The organism is Marmoricola sp. OAE513 (assembly GCF_040546585.1).
In the GTDB taxonomy this organism is placed as follows: Bacteria; Actinomycetota; Actinomycetes; order Propionibacteriales; family Nocardioidaceae; genus Marmoricola.
Genome location: NZ_JBEPOC010000001.1, coordinates 2750983 through 2772598, shown reverse-complemented (window position 1 = coordinate 2772598; position 21616 = coordinate 2750983). Strand labels below are relative to the sequence as shown.

Annotated in this window: 24 protein-coding genes; 9 read left to right on the top strand and 15 right to left on the bottom strand. The window is 66.4% G+C overall.

The window, feature by feature from the left end:
• Positions 1 to 11: 11 nt before the first annotated feature.
• On the bottom strand, positions 12 to 971 hold the full coding sequence (locus ABIE44_RS13890) for a PGN_0703 family putative restriction endonuclease (RefSeq protein WP_209716509.1): 960 nt from the start codon (positions 969 to 971) through the stop codon (positions 12 to 14).
• A 79-nt stretch (positions 972 to 1050) separates the two neighbouring features.
• On the opposite strand from ABIE44_RS13890, the gene ABIE44_RS13885 reads away from it, so the two are divergent.
• Positions 1051 to 1620 carry a hypothetical protein gene (locus ABIE44_RS13885; RefSeq protein ID WP_209716512.1) on the top strand — a complete coding sequence of 190 codons (570 nt, stop codon included), beginning with the start codon at positions 1051 to 1053 and terminating at the stop codon, positions 1618 to 1620.
• On the opposite strand, the gene ABIE44_RS13880 is transcribed toward ABIE44_RS13885, so the two are convergent.
• The 6 genes from ABIE44_RS13880 to ABIE44_RS13855 are packed head-to-tail and all read right to left on the bottom strand — an operon-like array spanning position 1608 to position 6841.
• Positions 1608 to 2123, bottom strand: coding sequence for a phosphohydrolase (locus tag ABIE44_RS13880; RefSeq protein ID WP_209716516.1), 516 nt, complete (start codon positions 2121 to 2123; stop codon positions 1608 to 1610). The two genes, ABIE44_RS13885 and ABIE44_RS13880, sit on opposite strands and share 13 nt — an antisense overlap.
• A 15-nt stretch (positions 2124 to 2138) precedes the next feature.
• Positions 2139 to 3227, bottom strand: a complete 1089-nt coding sequence (locus tag ABIE44_RS13875) for an ADP-ribosylglycohydrolase family protein (RefSeq protein ID WP_502912740.1) — start codon at positions 3225 to 3227, stop codon at positions 2139 to 2141.
• Between the two features lie 8 nt (positions 3228 to 3235).
• A complete protein-coding gene (locus tag ABIE44_RS13870) occupies positions 3236 to 4699 on the bottom strand; it encodes an ADP-ribosylglycohydrolase family protein (RefSeq protein ID WP_209716523.1) in 1464 nt (487 codons plus the stop codon).
• Positions 4696 to 5427 carry a hypothetical protein gene (locus tag ABIE44_RS13865; RefSeq protein WP_209716525.1) on the bottom strand — a complete coding sequence of 244 codons (732 nt, stop codon included), beginning with the start codon at positions 5425 to 5427 and terminating at the stop codon, positions 4696 to 4698. Before ABIE44_RS13865 ends, ABIE44_RS13870 begins: the two co-directional genes overlap by 4 nt.
• Positions 5424 to 6287, bottom strand: a complete 864-nt coding sequence (locus tag ABIE44_RS13860; protein WP_209716528.1) for an ARPP-1 family domain-containing protein — start codon at positions 6285 to 6287, stop codon at positions 5424 to 5426. Before ABIE44_RS13860 ends, ABIE44_RS13865 begins: the two co-directional genes overlap by 4 nt.
• A 47-nt stretch (positions 6288 to 6334) precedes the next feature.
• On the bottom strand, positions 6335 to 6841 hold the full coding sequence (locus ABIE44_RS13855; protein ID WP_209716531.1) for a hypothetical protein: 507 nt from the start codon (positions 6839 to 6841) through the stop codon (positions 6335 to 6337).
• A gap of 166 nt (positions 6842 to 7007) precedes the next feature.
• Here ABIE44_RS13855 and ABIE44_RS13850 point away from each other — a divergent pair, with 166 nt between their 5' ends.
• On the top strand, positions 7008 to 7607 hold the full coding sequence (locus ABIE44_RS13850; protein ID WP_209716535.1) for an NrtR DNA-binding winged helix domain-containing protein: 600 nt from the start codon (positions 7008 to 7010) through the stop codon (positions 7605 to 7607).
• Here the strand turns inward: ABIE44_RS13850 and ABIE44_RS13845 are convergent, their stop codons facing one another.
• The 4 genes from ABIE44_RS13845 to ABIE44_RS13830 all read right to left on the bottom strand — a co-directional run bounded on the left by ABIE44_RS13845 (position 7608) and on the right by ABIE44_RS13830 (position 10951).
• The gene (locus tag ABIE44_RS13845) at positions 7608 to 9092 is read right to left on the bottom strand and encodes an SIR2 family protein (protein WP_209716538.1); all 1485 of its coding nucleotides are present in this window, start codon (positions 9090 to 9092) and stop codon (positions 7608 to 7610) included.
• Positions 9093 to 9101: 9 nt separating this feature from the next.
• Entirely contained in the window at positions 9102 to 9932 is an 831-nt protein-coding gene (locus ABIE44_RS13840) for a PHP domain-containing protein (protein ID WP_209716541.1), read from the bottom strand.
• Between the two features lie 19 nt (positions 9933 to 9951).
• Complete coding sequence (locus ABIE44_RS13835; RefSeq protein ID WP_209716544.1) at positions 9952 to 10485, bottom strand: ankyrin repeat domain-containing protein; 534 nt, start codon at positions 10483 to 10485, stop codon at positions 9952 to 9954.
• 214 nt (positions 10486 to 10699) lie between these two features.
• Positions 10700 to 10951: a hypothetical protein gene (locus ABIE44_RS13830; protein ID WP_209716549.1), complete on the bottom strand. Its 252-nt coding sequence runs from the start codon at positions 10949 to 10951 to the stop codon at positions 10700 to 10702.
• A gap of 122 nt (positions 10952 to 11073) precedes the next feature.
• On the opposite strand from ABIE44_RS13830, the gene ABIE44_RS13825 reads away from it, so the two are divergent.
• The 3 genes from ABIE44_RS13825 to ABIE44_RS13815 all read left to right on the top strand — a co-directional run bounded on the left by ABIE44_RS13825 (position 11074) and on the right by ABIE44_RS13815 (position 14646).
• Complete coding sequence (locus ABIE44_RS13825) at positions 11074 to 13524, top strand: AAA family ATPase (protein ID WP_209716551.1); 2451 nt, start codon at positions 11074 to 11076, stop codon at positions 13522 to 13524.
• Positions 13521 to 13865 (top strand): hypothetical protein, encoded by a 345-nt coding sequence (locus tag ABIE44_RS13820; RefSeq protein WP_209716554.1) that lies wholly within the window; start codon positions 13521 to 13523, stop codon positions 13863 to 13865. Before ABIE44_RS13825 ends, ABIE44_RS13820 begins: the two co-directional genes overlap by 4 nt.
• Positions 13866 to 13938: 73 nt before the next feature.
• A complete protein-coding gene (locus ABIE44_RS13815; protein WP_209716557.1) occupies positions 13939 to 14646 on the top strand; it encodes a hypothetical protein in 708 nt (235 codons plus the stop codon).
• 34 nt (positions 14647 to 14680) lie between these two features.
• On the opposite strand, the gene folE2 is transcribed toward ABIE44_RS13815, so the two are convergent.
• From folE2 to queC, 4 genes are read right to left on the bottom strand one after another with little or no spacing between them, the layout of a single operon-like run.
• A complete protein-coding gene (gene folE2, locus ABIE44_RS13810) occupies positions 14681 to 15481 on the bottom strand; it encodes a GTP cyclohydrolase FolE2 (RefSeq protein ID WP_209716560.1) in 801 nt (266 codons plus the stop codon).
• 2 nt (positions 15482 to 15483) lie between these two features.
• Complete coding sequence (gene queD / locus ABIE44_RS13805; RefSeq protein ID WP_209716563.1) at positions 15484 to 15852, bottom strand: 6-carboxytetrahydropterin synthase QueD; 369 nt, start codon at positions 15850 to 15852, stop codon at positions 15484 to 15486.
• Entirely contained in the window at positions 15849 to 16484 is a 636-nt protein-coding gene (gene queE / locus ABIE44_RS13800) for a 7-carboxy-7-deazaguanine synthase (protein ID WP_209716566.1), read from the bottom strand. Before queE ends, queD begins: the two co-directional genes overlap by 4 nt.
• The gene (gene queC / locus ABIE44_RS13795; RefSeq protein WP_209723243.1) at positions 16481 to 17167 is read right to left on the bottom strand and encodes a 7-cyano-7-deazaguanine synthase QueC; all 687 of its coding nucleotides are present in this window, start codon (positions 17165 to 17167) and stop codon (positions 16481 to 16483) included. The genes queE and queC overlap by 4 nt, the downstream gene beginning before the upstream one ends.
• Positions 17168 to 17651: 484 nt before the next feature.
• Between queC and ABIE44_RS13790 the strand changes: the two genes are divergently transcribed.
• The 4 genes from ABIE44_RS13790 to dbpB (ABIE44_RS13775) are packed head-to-tail and all read left to right on the top strand — an operon-like array spanning position 17652 to position 21616.
• Positions 17652 to 18149 carry a hypothetical protein gene (locus ABIE44_RS13790; RefSeq protein WP_209716569.1) on the top strand — a complete coding sequence of 166 codons (498 nt, stop codon included), beginning with the start codon at positions 17652 to 17654 and terminating at the stop codon, positions 18147 to 18149.
• Positions 18146 to 19276: a DGQHR domain-containing protein DpdB gene (dbpB, locus tag ABIE44_RS13785; RefSeq protein ID WP_209716572.1), complete on the top strand. Its 1131-nt coding sequence runs from the start codon at positions 18146 to 18148 to the stop codon at positions 19274 to 19276. The genes ABIE44_RS13790 and dbpB (ABIE44_RS13785) overlap by 4 nt, the downstream gene beginning before the upstream one ends.
• On the top strand, positions 19273 to 20520 hold the full coding sequence (gene dpdA, locus ABIE44_RS13780; RefSeq protein WP_209716575.1) for a tRNA-guanine transglycosylase DpdA: 1248 nt from the start codon (positions 19273 to 19275) through the stop codon (positions 20518 to 20520). Before dbpB (ABIE44_RS13785) ends, dpdA begins: the two co-directional genes overlap by 4 nt.
• A complete protein-coding gene (gene dbpB, locus ABIE44_RS13775; RefSeq protein ID WP_209716578.1) occupies positions 20513 to 21616 on the top strand; it encodes a DGQHR domain-containing protein DpdB in 1104 nt (367 codons plus the stop codon). Before dpdA ends, dbpB (ABIE44_RS13775) begins: the two co-directional genes overlap by 8 nt.

Here is a 21616-nt window from a genome sequence, read left to right as displayed (position 1 = left end):
CTCCTCAGGTTTCAGGCGTAGCGGGAGACATAGTCGGCGGAGGTGACGTTCGGGTCCAGGAAGACCCTCGCATCGATGTGGACAAACCTGTCCGCCTCGCGGCGGAGGAAGGTCCAGATCTCGTCGACGGTGTCGCCGAACTCCTTCATCTCCGGCCGCACGATCGATTGTTGGTAGGCCAGGTTCCGTGGGTCCAGCACGTGCAGGACGCGGACCTTGTCCGCCCCTTCGGCCCCGGTCCGCTCGAGCTCGTGCGCCAGCAACTGCTGGCGGAAGAGCTGGTAGAACGGCTCGTCGAAGAAGAACTCGATCGGGACCAGCGCGCGCACCGGCCCGTCCTCGGCAAGGTAGAGGTGCTCGTAGCGGCCGACACGAACGGCATCACGCTGCGGTTCCGGTCGCCGCGCTGAGGGATAGGACTCGGTGTACTTCCACTCGACCAGAGCGAGCTCGACCGTCCCTGTACTGGTGACGTACTTGAAGGCAGCGTCGACGCTCGTGCAGTGCGCGCCACGCACCCGCACTGCCCCACGAGCCTCGCCAAGCAGGTCCTCGGCACCGATGTACTCGAAGGTGAGGAACCGACCGGGCTCGATCTCGAGCACCTCGGCGATGTCGACGACGCCACCGAAAGCGGCCACGATCCGGTCGGGTTCGTTGATCATGGCCGTCAGCGCGTTGGCGCACTGGACCTGCGAGGACAGCAGGTGGTTGCTGGGGCCGTCGTTCACGCCCGCGTGCCACGGGATGCCCAGCGCGGCGAACGTCGCCAGCGCCAGGTCACGGACCTCCGGCAGGAGGTTTGCCTCGGCGTACTCGGCCGGCAGGCAGAACGGGTAAGGCTTGCCCGCAGCACGACCGGACTTGCCGACGTACGGCGCGTCCAGCCGGGCGTCGTCACTGAGGGTGGGGGTGGACTGCTTCCACCGGGAGGCGTTCTCCCGCTGCGTCGTCGTAAAGCTCGTGCTCATGGAAGGACGGTAGGCCGAACCCCCGACACGTCTTCCGCGCACCTGAGCGACCTGCCACGATGACGCCATGGTCGAACGGATGTCATGCCACTTCCACGGTCCGCCGACGTACGACGACATCGCCGGCGTGCGCACTCCCGACGGTCTGTACCTGTTCGAGTGCACCGAGCCCGTTCACCCGGACGGGCATGCCACGTACGAGTGGCTCGCCGACCTCTCACCGGCGGCCGCCGACGGCTTGGGCGGTCTCGCAGACGAGTTGTCGCTCGGCTCGGTCCTGCCGGAGCTCGTCGCTGGTTTCGGCGGCGGGTGGTACGAGTACGGGCTCGTCGAGAAGAGGTACGCCGAGACAGATCCCGACGGTTTCGACGAGATGGTGCGTCGCTGGGGTCACACCGCCCGCGAGTCCAAGCCGTACACGGCATCGTCGTACCTCGCCGGAACACTGGGCCGGCTCGCACGGGAAGGTGCCGTTGCCTTCCGGTACGGGGCTGGGACCGGACGTTGGGACTACAACAGTCAGATCTCCTACTGGGCGGTGACACCGGACGCGGACTGGGACTCCAGAACCACCTGGGTCGCAACGTTCGGCGACGACACCGCCGAGGCGAAGGCTGCGGACGAGATCTGTAAGGCCTACGTGCGCTGATCCAGGTGACCTCGGAGCACCTCGTACATACCTGCGACCTCAGCCGAGTCGAGCGACCAGTCGCAGGCCGCGAGCAGGAGTTCGCGCGCGGGCAGGTACTTCTGGTTCAGCATCGCCGCAGCACGTTCCGGCTCGGTCGCCGCGAGCGCAGGATTGCTCAGAATGTTCCATGAGTTGTCGGCCAGCTTCACCAGCCGCCCGAGCGGGTCGGCGGCCGAACGCGCGATCAGGTCGAGGTAATCCTTTTCGTCCTCGCGCTTGGTCACCGACTCCACCGCCGCGACGACGTGCGCAGGTACGCCGGCGGCGACCAGGTCTACCGCCTCCGCAGGGGTGTCCTCGAGAACGTCGTGCAACCAGCCGGCTGCCTCCGCGTCTTCGCCGAACGGTCTCAGCGCCTCGGCGATCGGACGTAGGTGCCCGTCGTAGTAGTCGCGCCCCTGCTTGTCCTTCTGCGCCCCGTGCTTCTCGCGCGCGAACGCCCGGACCTCGTTGAGATTCATCCGATCTCCTTCGACTCAGACACCCGGATACCGAACTTCCCACCAGGGATCGAGCGGTGGCTCCGGGTCCGGGGCCTCGCTCTTCCAGCCGGCGCCGACCTGGTTCTCGGTCGTCTGACGAGCCAGGTCGCCTCCGAGCTGGTCCATCACCCAACCGAGTTCGAGCCGGTGCACCAGTCGTGTCGGCAACGCCTCGAAGCCGTGGACCGCTCCCAGGATGGCGCCGGCGACTGCCGCCACCGGAGCGGCGTGCGGCGCTTGTCGCGCAAAGGTCAGGGCATCCGTGATCTGGTCTCGGTCAGGGAAGGACCCGGCGACGTACAGTCCGCCGAAGACAGCAGATCGACCGGACCGGTCCGACGCCATCCGCACCAGCGTCTCGGGGTCTCGCGGTTCGCGGAGAGCCGTCAGGACCGCGGCTCTTTCGGGGCCTCCGCGTTCGAACCAATAGTCCTTGGAGACCGCATCGGTGAGCGCAGTGTGCACCGCGACCGGCTCCCTCAAGGCGCGCCCGACCAGGTGCATTGCCAGCGCGACCGACTTCTCCGTTTCCGGGTGGTCGTGCGTGATCGCCGAGACCTGCGACGCATAGTGCGCCGCCTTGGCGATCCCGAGCGGAGAGACTTGGCGGTGCTCGTCGGGGCCGATCAGGGCCGCGAACGGCAACGTCCGGACGGTGCCGTGATATCCCGTGCTGGCCTTCGCCCGGCCATTGATCACGGCGTCGAGGGTGGTCGGCGAGGATCCTCGGACCTCGGCCATCCCCGGAGCATCGATCAGCCATCCGCGGTTCTCGCGGTCGCCGTTGTACAGCGGCAGCCAGCTGACATCCCTCTCCGGCGCAGCCCCCCGAAGCAGTGCCCAGCGCTGGTATGCGTGCCGAATGACATCGTTTGGATTGCCGGCGACGTGACCGCCGTACCGCGTCGCGGCTCGCATGATGCCCTCAGCTGTCCAAGCGGAGAGCTGGGTTGCACAGCCGGCGAGGAGCGGCCCCTCCTCGGGGACCGCGCCCTTGGCCGAACCGATCGCGTCGCCGAGTGCGAGTCCGAGCATCAGGCCGCGCACCTTGCTGTTCCAGGCCGGCGGATTCTGTTCCTCCATCCCCCGATTCAAGCGGTGATCCCTTGCGCTGCCAACCGCTGCAGCGCCGCACGGAAGCCCCGGTTCGGACGAGCTGCCGGCAGCGCCGCACAGACCGCGTCGTACGCCTCGTCGTGCGCGACACCGCGGAGCATCGCGTAGGCGACGCCGACAGTGGGGGTCCGCGAGTGCCCCGCCACGCAGTGCAGCAGCACCGTCTTGCCCTCGTCGCGCAGCGTCGCCACCAGGCGAGCCGCGTCCAGCAGCACGAAGTCAAGGTTGGGGTTCTTCTCCGGGGCCGACTCGTCCATGAGCCGGAAGGTGTGGTGCTCCAGGCCGTCGGGGACCTGGGCGCTGCCGACCAGGCACAGGCTGACGACAGCATCCACGTCCTCGGGGATCACGTCGAGAGCCGTCGCTCCCCCGAGCCAGACGTCGTCGTCGCTCGGGTGCCGCACCAGGGCGTCCTGCCCGAACTGGTACGACGTGTAGTCAATGCGCGCCACCTCGGGCCACCCGTAGTGACCGGGCCGCCCCTGGTGCACCGTCAGGTAGGCGAGGCGCTCCAGCTGCTGGACCCCGAGGTCCGGCCACCCGCGCAGCATCCGCTGCCACCGGGCAGGGATCGCGGTCATGCCCCACCGCGCACCGAGCAACGACCCCGCGATCGCCGCCACCGTGTCGGTGTCACAGCCGATCCGGATGGCAGTGCCGAGGGAGTCGACCAGGTGCCGGCGCGGGTCCTCGGTCGGGACCGCGGTGTTGCAGATCGACGACCACGCCGCCTGCAGGGCACCGACAGCCCAGGCGTTGGTGACGAACGAACCGGGACGACCGAGCTCCGCCTCGCCGAGCAGCCGCTCCCAGCGCTCCGGGTCGGGGACCCAGTCAGCGATGTCGGCGAACTGCGGGAATTCCCCGTGCAGCACGGCGTGCCGGATCATCAGGCACCACACGGCGCAGGCCTGCTGGGCGATCTCCTCGTAGTGGGTCAGGGCGCTGACAGCCATGGCCGCCTCGACCAGTCCCTCAGGGTCGTCGAGGTAGGCGAGCGCGACCGGACCGGTCCGCATCAGCGACCCGTTGCCGGCGCTGCGGCCCACACTGTCGTGCACCGCCTTCGCCGCCGCAGCCATCGAGGCGCCGGACGGATTCCGACCGGCACTGCGGAGCACGCGCGCGGTCTGGTTGCCCACGTCCGGCGGGTGGCCGCCGTACCAGTCTGCGAAGTGCTGGGCGATCTTGTCGAGCGCCTCCTCCGACCGGAGGTCGACGCCGGTCGCGGCGACCAGGGCGATCGCCACCGCCTGCGCGGTGTCGTCGGTCCACTCGCCGGGGGCGCCGTTGCCGAGCCCACCGCCGATCATGTCCGGCACGAGGCCGTCGGAGATCGGCTCGAACTCGTAGCCGGCCCCGAGTGCGTCACCGGTCGCGCAGCCGATCAGGACGCCGCAGGCGCGGTCGGTCTGAGCAGGGGTCAAGGTCATCGTCATCGGGCCTCCAGGATCTCGTCGGCGAGCTTCTTCACCCGCGCCGTGTACGGGGTGGTCGTGTTGCGGCGCTCGCTCATCGGCAGGTCGCGGGCACCACGGATCCACGTCGAGTCGATCGCCAGGTCGCGCTCCTGGATCGCCTTCAGCGCGAAGTAGCGCACCCGGGCACGCCGGGACATCACGTGCTCGAGCACGATCGGCTCCGGGCAGATCGGGTTCCGGAGCATGCCGACGACCTCGCGCTCGTGGTCCTCGACCACGATCCGCAGGTGACCGGCGCCGAACTGTGCGAGCGCGAGGTACATCTCCGCACCGAGCCCTCGCCACCGCGCCCGCTTGAAGCCGTCGTACGCCGCCCGCGAGAGCTCCATCCGGGTCAGGTCGGCCCGGGCCGCACCCAGGCGCCGGATCTCCATCGCCATCGGCTTGTCAGCCAGGATCGCCCGCGCGGTGGTCACCGGCAGCCGCGGGTCGTCGAGGACGTTCGACCGGAAGTCGCTCTCGCGCAGGAACGCCTGCGGGCAGTCGGCGCGGTAGAGCATCGCCAGCTCGACCTGCAGATCTCCTCGGGGCAGGCCGGCATCGACGAGTTCCGCCCAAGTCACGGCGTCACTGGCGACCAGCGCGACCAGCTCGGCGGTGCTGCCGTGCCGCAGGATGCGGTCCTTATCGACGTCGATTAGGACCGCGTCGATCGCCTGGACCGCGTCCAGCTCCGGCGTACTCATGCCGCCACCAGCGCGTGACGCGGGTTGGTGATGACGGCGTGCACCTCGCGCCGGCGCCAGCCGAGGGCCGCCACGTCGGCGTACGGCGTGCGGCCGGTCAGCGTGACACCGACGCCGGCGGGGCCCTGGACACGGGTCTCGACCCGGCAGGCGTGGTCGATGAACCGGCGGGCGCGACGCGACGGCGTCGGCTCGCTCGGCAGCCAGAGGGCGTCGAGCGCTGCGGCCCGGACGATCGACTCGAACTGCAGGGCGAGGGTCCGCGGGCTGTCGAACACCTCGGCCGCCACCGGCTGACCGGCGAGACCGATGACGACACCGACCTGTCCCGGGAAGGCCCGCAAACCGCGGACCAGGTCCTCGACGCTGCGCTCGGCGCGCATCGTGTGCTCGGTGAACGAGCTGGTGGCATTGGCGCCGACCCGGCCGTCGTACTCGGTGATCCGCTGCCAGACGTGGCCCTGCCGGTCCCCGTCGTGGCGCAGTGCCGAGCGGACCCGGGCGCTGCCGCGGCGGTTGAAGGAACGGTGGGCGCGGCCGTCGGCCTCGTTGCCCCACCGGCCCGCTTCGACGCAGACCACGTCGACGGGGGTCTCGGCGCGGGCCGCGACCATCAGCGACCGGGCCAGCATCCGGTTCTGCCAGCCGCCCTCGAGGATCTGGCCCTCGAGCATCAGCAGCGGCTTGTCCTGCGGGTTGGTCACCAGCAGCGTGTCCACCGCCGGGCCGTCGCCGCTCTCTCCGAACGTCGCGTTCGCGACCTCGGCGCTGTATCCCCTCGATCCGGCGTACTCGCCCCAGATCGGGAACACACTCAGGGCACCACGATCGGTGCCGCGTCCTACGTGCAGATTCTGCATGTACTCACCTCTCCATTCCGTTGTCGGTTGTCGTGCGGGTCTTGCGTTCAGCTGCAGCCGTCGCAGACGCCGGTCTTCGGCATCGCGATGAAGTGGACCGGGCAGGTCTCGCCGTAGGTGACGGCCTTGCCGCCGGCGTGCGAGGTCTCGCTGTAGTTGGGCAGCTCCGTCTTGCGGCCGCCCACCCAGACGTAGGACTTGCCGAACGCGGCGACGGCGCGGCCGCCCAGGCCCAGGGCCACGTACGAGCGGCTGTACGGCAGCCAGATCTCGTCGAACGTCACGAACTTCAGCAGGTCGCGGACGATCGGCTCGTTGCCGCTCGGCAGGCCGAGCTCTCGAATCGCGTCCTCCATCGTCGCTGGGTGCGACCGACCGACACCGTCGATCTGGTCCTGGGACCAGTCGCAGATCTCGTACGCCGCCAGCTCGACCTGGTCGCACACGTGCCACGTGCGGTTCACCAGGTGCGGGCAGGTGACCAGGTGCCGGCGGGTCGACGTCGCGGTCCGGCCGAAGGCCAGCGGGTTGAACTCGTTGCTCTGTGCGGTCATCTCGTGTCCCCAATCTTTCGCTCGTTTCCAAGCATATACTATCGCTTCTTTTCGCGCTAATGTGGATGCCATGGCTGCCCCGAAGAAGCTCGAGGACTACCCACGACCCGGCGTTGCCGTCGATCTCGCAGTCTTGACGGTACGAGGAACCCCCGACACACCTGAGTTGTGCGTCCTCCTGCAGCAGCAGGACGGGGGGTCCAAGCTGGTCGTCCCGGGCAGGTTCGTCCACCAGGGGCAGAGCGTCGACCGCGCCATCGAGGTGCTGCTTGAGGAGAAGGTCGGCATCGCCCTGCCGGCCGGCAAGACCCCGCGCCTGCTCGAGGTGTTCAGCGAGCCGGACCGCGACGACCGCAGCTGGGTGATCTCGGTGGCGAAGGTGGTGGTGCTCCACCAGGACCTGGTCGCGTCAGCCCGTGGCGAACTCGTCCCCGTCAGGTCTGACGGGTCGGTGTCTGTCGAGCTCGCCTACGACCACGCCGAGATCGTCAGCGCTGCGGTCGAGGCCGTGCGCGACCAGTACGAGATTCGCAAGAAGTACCTCGACGTGAGCCCGGACCCCGAAGGGCTCCTCACTCCCCCGTGGACGATGGGCCAGCTCCGCAAGCTGCACGAGGCAGTCCTCGGAGCGCCTCTGCAGAAGGACGCGTTCGCGCGCCGGATGGACGGGCTGGTCGAGCCGGTTCTTCAGAAGGACGGCACCCCGGTGATGAACGTCGGGATCGGGCGACCGGCGCAGCTGCAGCGCCCGAAGAAGCGACGCTAGTTACTCCGCCGCACCCAGTTCAGCCAGCCTGTCGGCCAGCGCCTTCCACTTCCCACCGGCGGCGGCCGCCCGCTCGTACAAATCCCCGGCATCGGCGGCCAGGCCGGTGTCGTCGTGGAGCAGGCCCTGGAAGCGCGCGTCGAGGAGCCAGGACGAGTCCCGCGAGGCGTGAGCCGCCACCGCGTCCAGGAACACCTCGAGAGACCGTGCCGACTCCGGCAGGTCGTTGCCGGTCATCGAGAGCCAGTGCAGCTGCCCCGACCAGAGCCTCCGACGCACATCGTCGCTGGTGACGTCGAGCAACGTGCCGACCTTCCCGCGCTGCTCGTGCTCGGTGCGGTAGCTGTTGACCTCGTACGCGAGCCGAACAACGTTGTCGTCGTTCAACGATGCACCGACGAAGAGCACGTGGCGGGTGAGCAGCAACGTCTGGAGCAGGGCACCGGCCGGTCGTGTCTTCGCGTCGAACGCGACGAACTGCTCACGACTGAGCACGATCCTGTTGGGCTGCTTGTAGTCCCCGTGCATCTTCAGGACCCAGGGCCGTGACGCCGACGGCGACTGCCACGGCAAGATGCTGGCGACGTTGCCTTTCCCGCGCTGGATGCTGATCGCCTTCTCGTAGAGGCGGTCGTAGTTGGTGGTCACCGCCTCTCGACAGTCCAGAGCCGCCAGCAGGACGTGCGCCAGGCTGGGGCGCTTCTGCTTCGTGACGATCTCGGCGACGTGGTCACCCAGCTCGGGAAGCTTGCGTTGGATGAACTGCGCCTGGTCGAGCACCGGCAGCCTCAGGAACGCGTCGTCCAGACGTACCGCTGCCTTCCGCGCCAGCGTCTCGATCAGCTGGTCCCAGGTCGGGAGTCCCGCTGGGATGCTCACGCCGGCCCCGAGGAACAGCGCCAGGTCACCGGACTTCGCCAGACCTGCCAGCCGCTGGGCTTGGACGAACTCCTTGTCCGACAACGACCACGCCTCGTTGCCCCGGCTGACCCGGAGGTGCTGTGCAGCGGAATAGACGGCGAGGTCGGGCGTGACGATCGCAATGTCGACGTCGTAGTCGCGGGCGACCTTCTCCATGGCTTCGATGAGCTGTCCGATGACCTCGCCACGCTCGCCGCCCAGACCGCCACCACGGATCCCGAGCACAGGGACCGCGATCAGAGGCTTCGTGCGGTTCCGGCTCGGGACCGGGTTGGTCGCCATGATCTCGGCAACGGCGGCCGTTGCTCGGTCGATGAGAACGGAGACCCCGACCGACCGGGCACCGCCGACGCTGATGAACCACAGGTTCTTGCGCCCCGATGCCTTCCCGACGCCTCCCCCCGGCCAACCCGCCGGCTTGAGCCTCTCGGGACGCTCCCCGGTGATCGGCTTCCAATAGCCGCGGACGTTGAAGGAGTCGGAGGTTGGGATCAGAGCGAAGTCGTGGACTACCGACTCGATCCGGCCGTGAACGACGAACAAGTGGCCACGCTGGTCTGACATGCGTCGAACCTAGTGAGCGGCTGCCTGACCGAGCAACCGCTCGTACTGCTCGACCGGCGTCGTGTGGCAGCCGAGCCGGTTCGGCTTGCGGGTGCCGTGGTAGTCGCTCGACCCGGTCCACACGAGACCGAGGTTGGCGGCGATGGCCTTCAACGCGTCCTGCTGCTTCGGCGTGTGTTCATAGTGGGCCGCCTCGATCCCGGTGAGCCCGACCTCCCGGAGCTCGGCGAACCGCGCCTCGTCGATCCTCGCCCGGCGTCCCCACGGATGCGCGACCACGGTCACCCCGCCGGCCTGGCTGACCGCACGGATCGCGTCCTCGATGTCGATCTTCTCCCGCGCCACGTGGGCGGCACCGCCCAGCAGATCCATCCCGGCGTCGAAGCTGTCGACGTGCCCGCGAGCGTGCAGGGCGGTGGCGAGATGAGGCTTGCCGACCGGTCCCTCGTCGGGCAGGTGCTCGGCGAGATCCTCGTCGCTGAGCGGTTTGCCGATCGCGGCGAGCCGTTCCAGCTGCGCGGTCAGGCGACGTGCACGAGACGCGACTCCGCCGGCCAGGAGCTCCGCGAGCACGGGCGTCGTGGGGTCGAACGCGTAGCCGAGGAGGTGCTGGCTACGACCGAGGTTGCCCGTCGAAAGCTCGACGCCGCGGACGACGTGGATCCCGTGGTGCTCGGCAGCGGCCATCGCCGACGCCCATCCCCCGGTGGTGTCATGGTCGGTGACGGCGACGACGGTCAGCCCTGCGATCGCGGCGTTGGCGACGAGCTCGGCGGGCGTGTCGGTCCCGTCGCTGCAGGTCGAGTGCGTGTGCAGGTCGATCTTCGGTTCAGCGCTCATGCGCACCTCCTTCTCGGCCTCAGACGAAGCCTCTGTCCACGAGCATCGTGCCCTCGCGGGTCACGACGTGAGCCTTGCCCGAGCCGCCCACGACCCGGGACCAACTGGTGACGTACAGGTACTTGTCCCGCAGCTCGATGTTGAATCCGCCGTACATCCCGGGGACCGGGTACCACATCTTCCGCCCGGGGACCTCGGTCAGCACCTCGGTCGTCGGGTGCCGCAGCTCCAGGTCGATCTGCGGCCTGATCCGGCTCTCCACCAGAGCAGCCAGGTGCTCGTCGATCGCAGCGTGGTCGGCGGCTCCCGTGGACTTCACGGCCAGCAGATCGACCAAGCGCTCGTGGCCACCGTCGGCAGCGATGTCGACGGCCCGCTGTCCGCGTGCGGTCCGCAGGGTGCGCCACGAGCCGAGAGCGAGGAGTTCCTCGACGACCTCGACCGGAGCGCCGTGCCAGGCGGCCTGGTGCAGCGGCGTGTAGTAGGACGTCCCACCGGGGCGCCAGTGGTTCGGGCTCAGCTGCCAGCCGTCCCGAAGTGCGCCCAGGACCATCTCCCAGCGCCCTTCCCTGGCGTCATCGGCCAGACGGTTGCAACGATCGACAAGATCGGGGTGAAGCGCCGAGGGATCGAGGACTCCATTCCACTGGGAAGTGTCCGTCACCATCGCGCTCCTTCGTCTCGACCAACGAGGCGAAGGTACGCCTCAGCCCCGACACGTCAACCAGGTCTACCCCGCGCGGGTACAGGAGAGGCGACCCGGACCATCAGCCGTAGTACAGAACGATTGCGCGGGCCAAGTCGCCGAACGCCGGGCCACCGTGATTCTGATCTGCGTACGAGGCCGCATCCTCCTCGTTGTCATTCCAGTAGTCGAAGGTTCGGGCTCCGGTCGAAAGCACCCGAGCAGGGCTCATCTCCCCCTCTACCCGACAGGCATAGCCGCTCCCATCGGCCAGGATGACCTGCGCGTCGCCAGGGAGGTTGGTCAGAAGTTCCTTGAGCTCGTCTACGGTCATGCCAGCGAGCCTAGGGAACGCCCTTGGCAGATCCAGTCTCATTCGAACACCGGTTAGCAATGCGCTAGACCTCTCCCGACTCATGTCGGTACGTGCCGGAGGGTCCCGCTAGGTTCCCGCCCATGACACAAGACCTCGTCTCCTGGGTGACCGACCAGATCATCGAAGCCGGTATCGACAACGACTTCGGCTACCTCGTCCTCGCGGCTCTCGAGGGCGACGCCGAGTTCGACGGTTTCCTCGCCGACGGCAAGCCCACGCGCGAGATCCGTCCCAGCAGCGATAGCGGGACCGCCGGATCCGCTCGCGAGGTCGGCGGCACCTTCCTGAAGTCCATCGAGGTCGAGGGCTTCCGCGGTATCGGCGACAAGGTCACTCTCGACCTGATCCCGGAGCCCGGGCTGACCGTCATCGCCGGCCGCAACGGTTCGGGAAAGTCCAGCCTCGCCGAGGCGCTCGAGCTCGTCCTGACCGGGTCGACGTACCGGTGGAAGAACCGCACGGCTCCCTGGAAGCAGCACTGGCGCAACCTGCACCAGGCCAAGGACGCGGGCATCACCGTGACAGTCACCGAGGAAGGGGTCGAGAAGCTCACGACCATCCGCTCGGAGTGGGCGGCCGACGCCAAGGACGTGGACGACCGCACGGTGTGGTCCCAGGTCCACGGCCAGCAGCGCCAGGGGCTGGAGGAGCTCGGCTGGTCCGGTCCGCTCGAGACGTTCCGCCCCCTGCTCTCCTACGACGAGCTCGGTGGCCTGCTCGTCGAGGGCCAGGCGCCCCTGTACGACGCACTGGCCACCGTCCTCGGCGTGGAGCAGCTGACCGACGCGCTCAAGCGCATCGGTGACAGGCTCAAGGCGCTCAAAGCACCGCAGGCCGCTGCCACCGCGGAGCGCAAGACGCTCCAGGTGCAGGCTGCGGGTTTGGACGACGCGCGCGCCGTCGAGGTCGCGGCCCTGCTCAAGAAGACCGCTCCGGACGTGGACGCGATCCGCGCTGTCGTCACGGGTGCCGCCCAGGTCAACACCGGACCGATCGCGGCCCTGCGCGCACTCGCCGCTCTCACCGCCCCGGACACCGAGCACGCCGAGACGATCAGCGGCGCGCTCCGCAGCGCGGTGCAGAGCATGGCGACCGCCGGCGAGGAGGCTTCGCAGCGCGAGCTCGACCGGATCAAGCTGCGCAAGACCGCGCTCACGGTGCACAAGAAGCACGGGGACATGCCCTGCCCGGTGTGCGCGGGCGCCACCCTGGACGCCGGCTGGGCCGAGACCAGCGCGGCGCTGGTGAAGAAGGCCGAGGAGGAGCTCGCCGGCCTCACCCACGCCCGCGAAGAGCTGGACCGTTCCCGGCAGGCCGTGCTCCAGCTGGTGGCGAAGCGCCCTGCGGCGCTCGACAAGGCACCGTTGCCCGAGCTCGAGGACGTCGTGGCGGCCGCGCGCGCTGCCTGGGACGCCTGGGCGACCCGCCCCGAGGGGGACCTGGATCTCGCCGACCACGTCGTCCGCGAGAGCGCCTCTCTCACGATCCCGATCGCGAACGTGCGCGCGGCAGCGACCGCAGCGATCAACGAGCTGGACGACGCCTGGGCGCCGGTCGCGGCGCGCATCGCCGGCTGGTGCGACACCTGGACCGAGTCGCAGTCGACCAAGCCCCTTGTCGACCAGCTGGCCGCGGCCGAGACCTGGCTCAAGCAGGTCGACGCCCGCGCGAAGAACGAGCGCCTGGTCCCGATCGTCGACGAGGCGCGTGCCGCCTGGACCAAGCTGCGCCAGGAGAGCAACGTCGAGCTCGTCGGTCTCGAGCTGACCGGCAGCAAGAACCAGCGGCGCGTCGCGATCAGCGCGACCGTCGACGGGGAGGAGGCCAGCGCGCTGCCGGTGATGAGCCAGGGCGAGCTGCACGCCCTCGCCCTCGCGCTGTTCCTGCCCCGGGCCAGCATGGTCGACTCGCCGTTCCGGTTCCTCGTCATCGACGACCCCGTCCAGGCGATGGACCCCGCGAAGGTGGACGGCCTCGCCGAGCTGCTCGCCGAGCTGGCCAAGACCCGACAGGTCATCGTGCTCTCCCACGATGACCGGCTCCCCGCCGCGATCCGACGCTCCCGCGTCGGGGCGCACCTGTACGAGGTACGCCGCGGGGCTTCCTCTGCGGTCGAGATCATCAAGGCCGAGGACCCTGCGCAGCGCTACCTGGCCGACGCGTTCGCGCTGATCGGCGACACCGAGCTGCCTTCCGAGACCGTGCTCCGCGCCCTTCCGGGGCTGCTGCGGATGGCTGTCGAGTCGGCCGCGCGCGACCGCTACTTCGGGCAGGCGCTGAACGGTGGCGCCAGGCTCGCGGACGTCGAGAGCGCCTGGTCGGCGGCCCAGCAGACCGCCAAGCGGGTCAGCCTGGCCGTCCACGGTGAGGTCAAGAACCTCGACGCCTGGCTCACGAAGAGCTATCGGAAGGACGGCCTCGGCGTCGTCACGTCCGGCTTCCACGGCGGCATCAGCGAGCGTTCCGACCTGAAGGACCTCACCCGCTGCGTCGAGCGCATGGTCGAGGACCTCCGCAAGGGCACCAAGTGAGCACCGCTGCGGCGCTCCTCGCGCAGGCACGGGACCTTCAAGCCGGCACCGGCTCGTCCCGGATCGCCTCCTGGATCGCCCGGGCCGCTCTGGAGGAGGCAGTCGACGACCTGCTTCGCGCCCAGGACTGTGACCCGGGCACCGACAGCAGCATGCGCTCGCGCCTCAGCTGCGTGCAGTCCCTGTACGCCGACCGGCCCGAGGTGGCCGAGGCGGCGGAGTACGCGTGGTCGGGGTTGTCGCAGGCCAGCCACCAGCACGCGTACTTGCTGGATGCGGTGCCGAGCGAGGTGGCGCATTTGATGGACCTGGTGGGCCGAGTAGTTTCCGAACAGCACTAGGCCGCTCGTTCCAAGCAATGGATCTTCCACCGAAGTTGCACGTCGCATGACGACCTCGAACCAGACTGATGCAATGACCACCGACGAGATGGACGACGCCCTCGTTGCGCTCTGCTCCCTGGCCGCGAAAGGGGGCCAACCTGCTTTGGATGAGGCTTTGCGCCAACTGGACGAGGAACAGTTGGAACGACTGCTTGGGCACGCGGTAAGTGAACTCAGCGCAACCGAGGAGAACGACGCACTCCTTTGGTATTCAGCGGCATTTTGGTCGTCAGTCGATAGGCATTCCGACGCGAGACTCGACGATCGTGAGGTCGAGATGCGCATTCAAACGGCGATCTTGCACGCACAGGCAGAGCAGTTCTTCTTGGGCGTCGAGATTCTGGTGAGCGAGTTTGCAGATGCAGTCGAACCCTCCGATGCCGAACGCTTGGAAGTTGCAGTCGGCATTGCCCAACGAACAGGCTTCAGAAGGTGGACAGAACGATTCTCCTTACTTGAGGGTCTTTCGTTCATGGTGCAGTTGCGCCCCATCCTCGCGGCCGAGGGCGTCAGCAACATCGAAACGCTTGAGGGCGTGTCGGCTGTTCTGTTCAATACGGCCCTTCCACGGCTCACCCAAGCCGGCGTATCTGGCGACCAGGCAAACCTTCTTCCCGACACGGGGAGCGCGCTCGCCGTGGCAAAAACCTGCACTCGATGGATAGCGGCTTTGCGAGCTCACGCATTCGATGTCATGGAACTCTCGTCAGAAGGATGGGTGCTGAAGGACCCGACCTGATCGGGGTTACTGACTCACAAGCGCCCGCGGCCGCTCACATGCGGCTTGCGACCGCATCTGGAGTCCACGAGACCGACGCAACGGCGTCGTGACTATGAATGCTCTCCAGATTCCTGATCGAAACCCGGTGGGAAACGGTCCGACTGCGTAGATCGACACTTAGGTCTCGCGCCATGTCCTCAACGAATGCAGGGTTGTCGAATGCCGCCATGGTGATGAATCGTTCGTCGGGGCGCTTGACCAGAGGGTAGACGGGGCACGATCCCACGGAACGCGCAAGCTCGATCAACTGTCCGACACGAATTGGATATGGATCGTCCGCAAACCCGAAGGTCTCGACAGTGACATCCGAGCGTTGGTTGTGAGCGCCGTAATCGCTAATCGCCTTGCTGCAAGGACACAAGCTGGTCACCTGAGCGGTCACCTTGGTACCGACAGAGACAGCGTCGCCGTTCTTGACTCCCGTGATCTGAACGTCGCTGGTCTGCCAGGCGGACTGGCCAGATGCGGGCGACTCGACGCGTACCGCCACGGGCAAGGCGACCCCCAATCGCATCGCGTCGACTTCGAGTTTGCTCGACGCCTGCTTCAGCACTGTCGGCAGTTGCCGCGGATCGACTGTGCGAAGTAGATCCTCAACGATCTCAACCATCCGACTCATGTGCGTCCCACGTCGCTCCGACGGCAGTGACACGGTGATTGCGAAGTCGCCAATCCCGGCCTGCACCAAGGACCCGTCGTCGAAGATCGTCGGGCAACGAACGCCGTCAATGCCGACCTCGTCGAGCGCAACGCCGCGCTGATCAACCTGGTTCTGGATGTCGGGAAGCGTCATCGTCAGTCCCCTCGGTAGATGCACCCCGAGGTGCAGGTCTCACGGACCTGGACAGCGTTGAGCCGTGGCAGGGACAGCGCCAACCGATCCCAGATCCATTTGGCCAGCACTTCGCTGGTCGGGTTCTCCAGGCCCTCGATGTCATTGAGGTAGTGATGGTCCAACTCGTCCTCGAGCGGCTTGAATGCGGCCTTCAGGTCACCGAAGTCCACGACCCAACCAGTGTCGTCGCCGACCGGGCCACGGACGTGCACCTCTACACGATAGGAGTGGCCGTGCAGGCGGGCGCACTTGTGGCCCTCGGGCACGTTCGGAAGACGGTGTGCCGACTCGAAGGTGAACTCGCGGTAGATCTCGGCGGTATGGGTCACGGAATTCCTAGGTACTTGTGAGTTTGCATGCTGAGGTTCCAATTGGGGTGGTCGAGGCAGAACTTCACTGCCGCCGCAACGTTCTCGTTGATGTCGGGTCCGTCCATCGGCTGCACGCGATAGTGCTCGAAGTCGAGGCCCTCGAACTGCGTCGGGTCGGCGCCCCTTTGCGGGTACACAAACTTCAGTTCGTGCCCCCCGGTGACGACGAGATCAGCGCCGATCTTCGGGCTCACGCAGAGCCAGTCGATGCCGGCAGGAGGAACCTGGGTCCCGTTGGTCTCGACGGCGACGTAGAACCCACGCGACTGGAGAGCAGTCACCGCAGCGTCGTCCAGTTGGAGCAATGGCTCGCCGCCGGTGCACACGACCATCCGGTCTTCCGTCCACCCCGTGGGCCAAGCCGCCTCGACCGCTGCCGCCAAGTCGTCTGCCGTCTCGAACCGACCCCCGCCCTCGCCATCGGTTCCCACGAAATCGGTGTCGCAGAACTGGCAGATCGCCCGGGCGCGATCCTTTTCGCGCCCCGTCCACAGGTTGCAGAGACTGAATCGACAGAACACGGCAGGCCGCCCAGCATGGGCGCCTTCTCCTTGCAGCGTGTAGAAGATCTCCTTGACCTTGTAGGTCATGCCGACTCTTGGTACTCGATCGGGTCAGTGGCCCCCGCCTCTGCAAAGCCCTTGAGGCGAAGCAGGCACGAATCGCAGTGCCCGCACGACCGACCGGCATCATCCGGGTCGTAGCACGACGAAGTGAGGCCGTAGTCGACGCCGAGCGCAAGGCCCATTTCGACGATCTGGGCCTTCGACTTGTCGATGAGCGGCGTGTGGATCTTCAGGCGGGCGCCTTCGACCCCGGCTCGAGTCGCCAGGTTCGCCATGTTTTCGTATGCCTCGATGTACTCCGGACGGCAGTCCGGATAGCCGGAGTAATCGAGAGCGTTGACTCCGATGAAGATGTCCGTCGCTCCAACAACCTCTGCATACGCGAGTGCAAAGGAAAGGAACACCGTGTTACGCGCGGGGACATAGGTAACAGGGATGTTCTCCTCAACGTCCGCAGCGCTCTCGTGCTTGGGAACGTCGATGTCAGCCGTCAATGCCGAACCCCCAAACGCCCGCAAGTCGATGTCGGCCACGATATGGCCGGCAACCCCCTGCGCGTCGGCGACCCTCTGCGCAGCCTCAAGTTCAACGACATGGCGCTGTCCGTAGCGGAAGCTCAGCGCGTAGGGCTCGAACCCCAAGCTCTTCGCGTGCGCCAGCACCGTCGTCGAGTCGAGTCCCCCGCTGAGAAGAACTACTGCCTTCATGCCAACCACCAAACTTCCTCAACCAACACTCTGTGTGTTCACGACGCTACGACTAACTACTGCATAGAGTAACTTCGACACACCGACAGTTATCAAATCCAGAGGCAGATGAGTGACTCAGAAACTGACGATCGTCGTCACGTGCACCGATCGCAAGTCGTTGCCGGTCGACCACGCACTCCAAGTCCGAAACCTTGCCCCTGGGTCGATGGAGCAACGTGCGCAGGCCTGGAGCGACCAGATCAGGCGAGCAGGCGCCCGGCGCGCACTCCGGTCCCTGTATCAAGGCGAGAGTTGGACTCAGGTCCTCCGCCTCGAAGAGACTGCTCGCGCGAACGGTTACGCACCCCAGCTCCTCGTAGCCTCGGCCGGCCTCGGCCTACGCACTGCGCAAGACACAGCTCCGTCGTACAGCGCCACGTTCTCTTCGGGAAGTCCAGACGTCGTCGGACTAAATATTGATCAGTCTCAAGATTGGTGGCAGTTGGTCAACGCCGGCGACTTTCCCCGACTGGACGGGCCGATGCTTTGGGTGCTCTCGAAGAGCTACGCGGACGTGATCGCTCGCGACCTTCTCGAGCGCACAACGGTGGCGCCCTTGGTCTTCGGGGGAACTGACGAGATCCCAACTGATATCAGGGTTCCCTCGAACAGGGCACTGCGACGAACCCTCGGGGGCACCGCGACCAGTCTGAACGTGAGGATGGCTATCCAATGGCTGGGCCTCGCCGCCAAATCCGGGCTGACGTCGACGCAGACACGCGAACGATGGGAGGAGTGGAGCGCCGGCGCCGAGCAAGCGGATGTCTACGACCGAGTTCCGTTGAGCGACACCGCGATCCTGGACTTCATACGGGCGCTGCGACGGGCTGATAATCGGCTTACCAAGACCCGTGCCCTGCGTCAGTTGCGCGACGCCGGGCACGCCTGCGAGCAACGACGGTTCGGGGCACTCTTCAACAATGCAGGAGTCACTCGATGACTGAGAAATGGTTGGAACGCAGAGCGCTGAAAGTGCTGCAGAACGACGACGTCCCGCTGTACCTGTTCACACTCGCCGCGGACGAGATCGATCTCGTGGCCGACGTCTCGCGTATCGGCCGCGACGAGGCGGGCAAGCTCATCGGGTACCAGCGTCCTGAAAAGAAGAAACATGTCAAACAGATCCAAGACTACCTCGATTCGGGTGACGTTCTCTTTCCGAACGGACTGATCCTTGCTCTGCCACCCGAGGTGAGGTGGAAGTCGAGTCGTGGCCCAAACACGAGCGACGGCCTAGCGGTATCGGGCACCTTGGAGATACCGGTTTCACCGGACGGCGACGGTCCTCGGCCAGCGTGGATCGTCGATGGTCAGCAACGTAGCGTCGCGCTCTCACGCACCAAGAACAGTCGAATGCCTGTGCCCGTGGCGGGTTTCGTTGCCGGCGACCTGGACGTGCAGCGCGAACAGTTCCTCCGTGTGAACACCGTGCAACCGCTGCCTGTCGGCCTAGTCACCGAACTTCTTCCGGAGATCGCTCGAGTGCCGTCCGCTCGAATGGCGACAAGGCAACTGCCTTCGGCATTGGTCGACATGCTGAACCAAGATCCGGACTCGCCGTTCTTCGGAATCATCCGGCGCGCGTCTACCGCGGCCGACAAGAAGGTAGCGGTGGTCACGGACACAGGCCTGGTTGAGGCTTTGCGTGAGTCGATCGAGTCACCATCTGGAGTGCTCTTCCCCTACCGCAACATCGCTACCGGAACCACTGATACGGAAGGCATCCGTCGACTGCTCATGGCGTATTGGGGGGCCGTTCGGGAGACCTTCCCGCGTGCTTGGGGCAAACCGCCGACTGACTCCCGACTGATGGGTGGAGTCGGCATCCGAGCAATGGGGCGATTGATGGATCGAGTCATGGCTCATGTTGATCCTGCCGCGTCGGATGCCGCCGAGCAGGCACGGGCAGAGTTGGCACTGATCGCCGACCAGTGCCGGTGGACCGCCGGCACATGGGAGGACCTTGGCATGGTCTGGAACGACCTGCAGAACACACCGCGGCACATCAGTGCGCTTTCGAACTTCTTGGTTCGCGCGTACTTGGCGGAACGGACCGGGCGCCGATGAAGTTCTACTTCCCGGATAGCCAAGACCTGGTCAGCCCAACCTACGATTTCGCTCGCGACGAGTACTCGCCACTACGAGTTCGCCAGCGCGACGATCGTTACGCGCACGAAGTGCTCGAGACTCCGCCCTACCACGGCATCTTGGTCAGCAAGTCGATCGTCGACGGCTCTATCATGGGGTCTGGCAAATACACCGCGTCCCAACGAGCCAGGCTGTACCGCCTCGGCGTCGACCGATTCTTCCGACTGCCGGACGGTGTCGAGTCACTCGGTGATAACGGTGCCTTCAACTACGCCGACGAACTCGTGCCCCCTGTCAGCGTGCGGGAGACTCTCGACTTCTATGAAGGGTGTGGCTTCGACGCTGGGGTCAGCGTCGACCACATCATCTTTGGATACGACTCTGCGGCCTCTTTTGAGTCTGTTGATCCTGCGTGGGCTGAGCGCCGACTGATCACGCTGCGCCTTGCCGCGGAATTCATCGAAATGGTCAACGACGAGAAGTCGCCGGTAGTCCCAGTCGGCGCAGCCCAAGGTTGGGGTCCGGCGTCGTACGCCGACAGCGTCGCTCAACTCCAGAAGATGGGCTATCAGCGGATCGCTCTCGGCGGCATGGTCCCGCTCAAAACGAAGGAGATCCTCGAGTCGCTGGACGCGATCCAAGAGATTCTCGAACCGACCACGGACCTGCATCTGCTCGGAATCACTCGGTTCGAGTCGATGGAGACATTCGCTGACCTGGGGGTAACCAGCTTCGACAGCACGTCGGCTTTCCGGCAGTCATTCATGGATGACCGCAAAAACTTCCACTCAATGGACGGTGAGTACGTCGCCCTCCGTATCCCTCAGGTCGACGGGAATCCCACGCTGAAGCGCGCGATTCTGGCCGGGCGCGTGTCCCAGGCCGAGGCAGTGAAGCACGAGCGCGAGTGCCTGGCGGCGGTGCGCGCGTTCGACGGCAGCGCCAAGGCGACCACGAACGCACTGGCCGCCCTTGGCGCCTACGAACAGATCTGCCAGACAAAGAAGAGTTACCTCGAGGCCTACGCCCGTACTCTCGACGCCGCGCCCTGGACCACCTGCCCCTGCAGTCTCTGCCGAGAACTCGGGATCGAGATCGCGATCTTCCGAGGCACCGAGCGGAACAAGCGGCGCGGGTTCCACAACCTGTCGGTCCTGTCGCGGAAGATGGAGACCTTGCAACCGAGAAAGCCCAAAGTGATGTCGAGGAGTACCGATGGCTGACCGATACGACATCAGGCTGCCGGCGATCCAGATCCGTCAGGGGTCGCAGTTCATCTATTGCTTCGGCGTCGACGGCAAGCACATCCACGACTTCGCAACCGTCTCGCGTGTGCACCGCGACGACGCCACGTTGCAGGGATATCAGCGCCCCGAGGTGCTGAGCCACATCAAAGCGATCCGCCGGTATCTCGAGTCGGATGGAGCCATGCTCCCCAATGCGGTGGTTCTTGCGTTTGACGAGCGGGTGAGTTTTGAACCTGCCGGTGTCAACCTTGGGCCTGACTACTCCACCCTTGGCGAACTGGTGATCCCGGTCGATGAGTCGCTGTCCGACGATCAGAAGCCGGCTTGGTTGGTCGACGGCCAGCAGCGAAGTGCCGCCATTCGCGATGCAGACCTCGCGGAGTTTCCGGTCGCAGCTGTCGGGTTCATTGCCCACGGCGAGGCCGAGCAGCGATCCCAGTTCATCCTGGTTAACAACACTAAGCCGTTGCCCAAGGGCCTGATCCACGAACTGCTGCCGGAGACGGCCGGCCACCTGCCGACCGCGTACGCACGTAAGCAACTCCCTGCCCAAGTGCTGGCCTTGCTCAACGGCGGCGAAACCGCACCGGGGTTGCCATTCGCTGGTCGGATCGCGACGCCGACCCGACCCGACGGATACATCAAGGACAACAGCGTCCTGAAGATGATCGAGAACAGCCTGTACGACGGAGCGCTCTACCAGTACCGCGACCCGATGGACGGCACCGGCGACGTCGACCAGATCTTGCTCCACCTTAACTTCTTCTGGACCGTCGTTGAATTGACCTTCCCCGATGCTTGGGCCCTGCCACCGACCAAGTCGCGACTGACGCATGGCGCCGGCATCCAGTCGCTCGGTTACGTCATGGACTACCTCACCGAGGGCATACCAGCGTCGGATCTCCCCGAGATCGACATCCCGGCACGGTTGTCAAAACTGAAGGACGCGTGTGCTTGGACCGGTGGCGCCTGGGACTTCGGCGGCGACCAGCAGAGACGTTGGAACGGGATTCAGAACACACCGAACGATGTTCGGGTGCTCACCGGGCATCTGATGCGGGCCGTTCGCTGA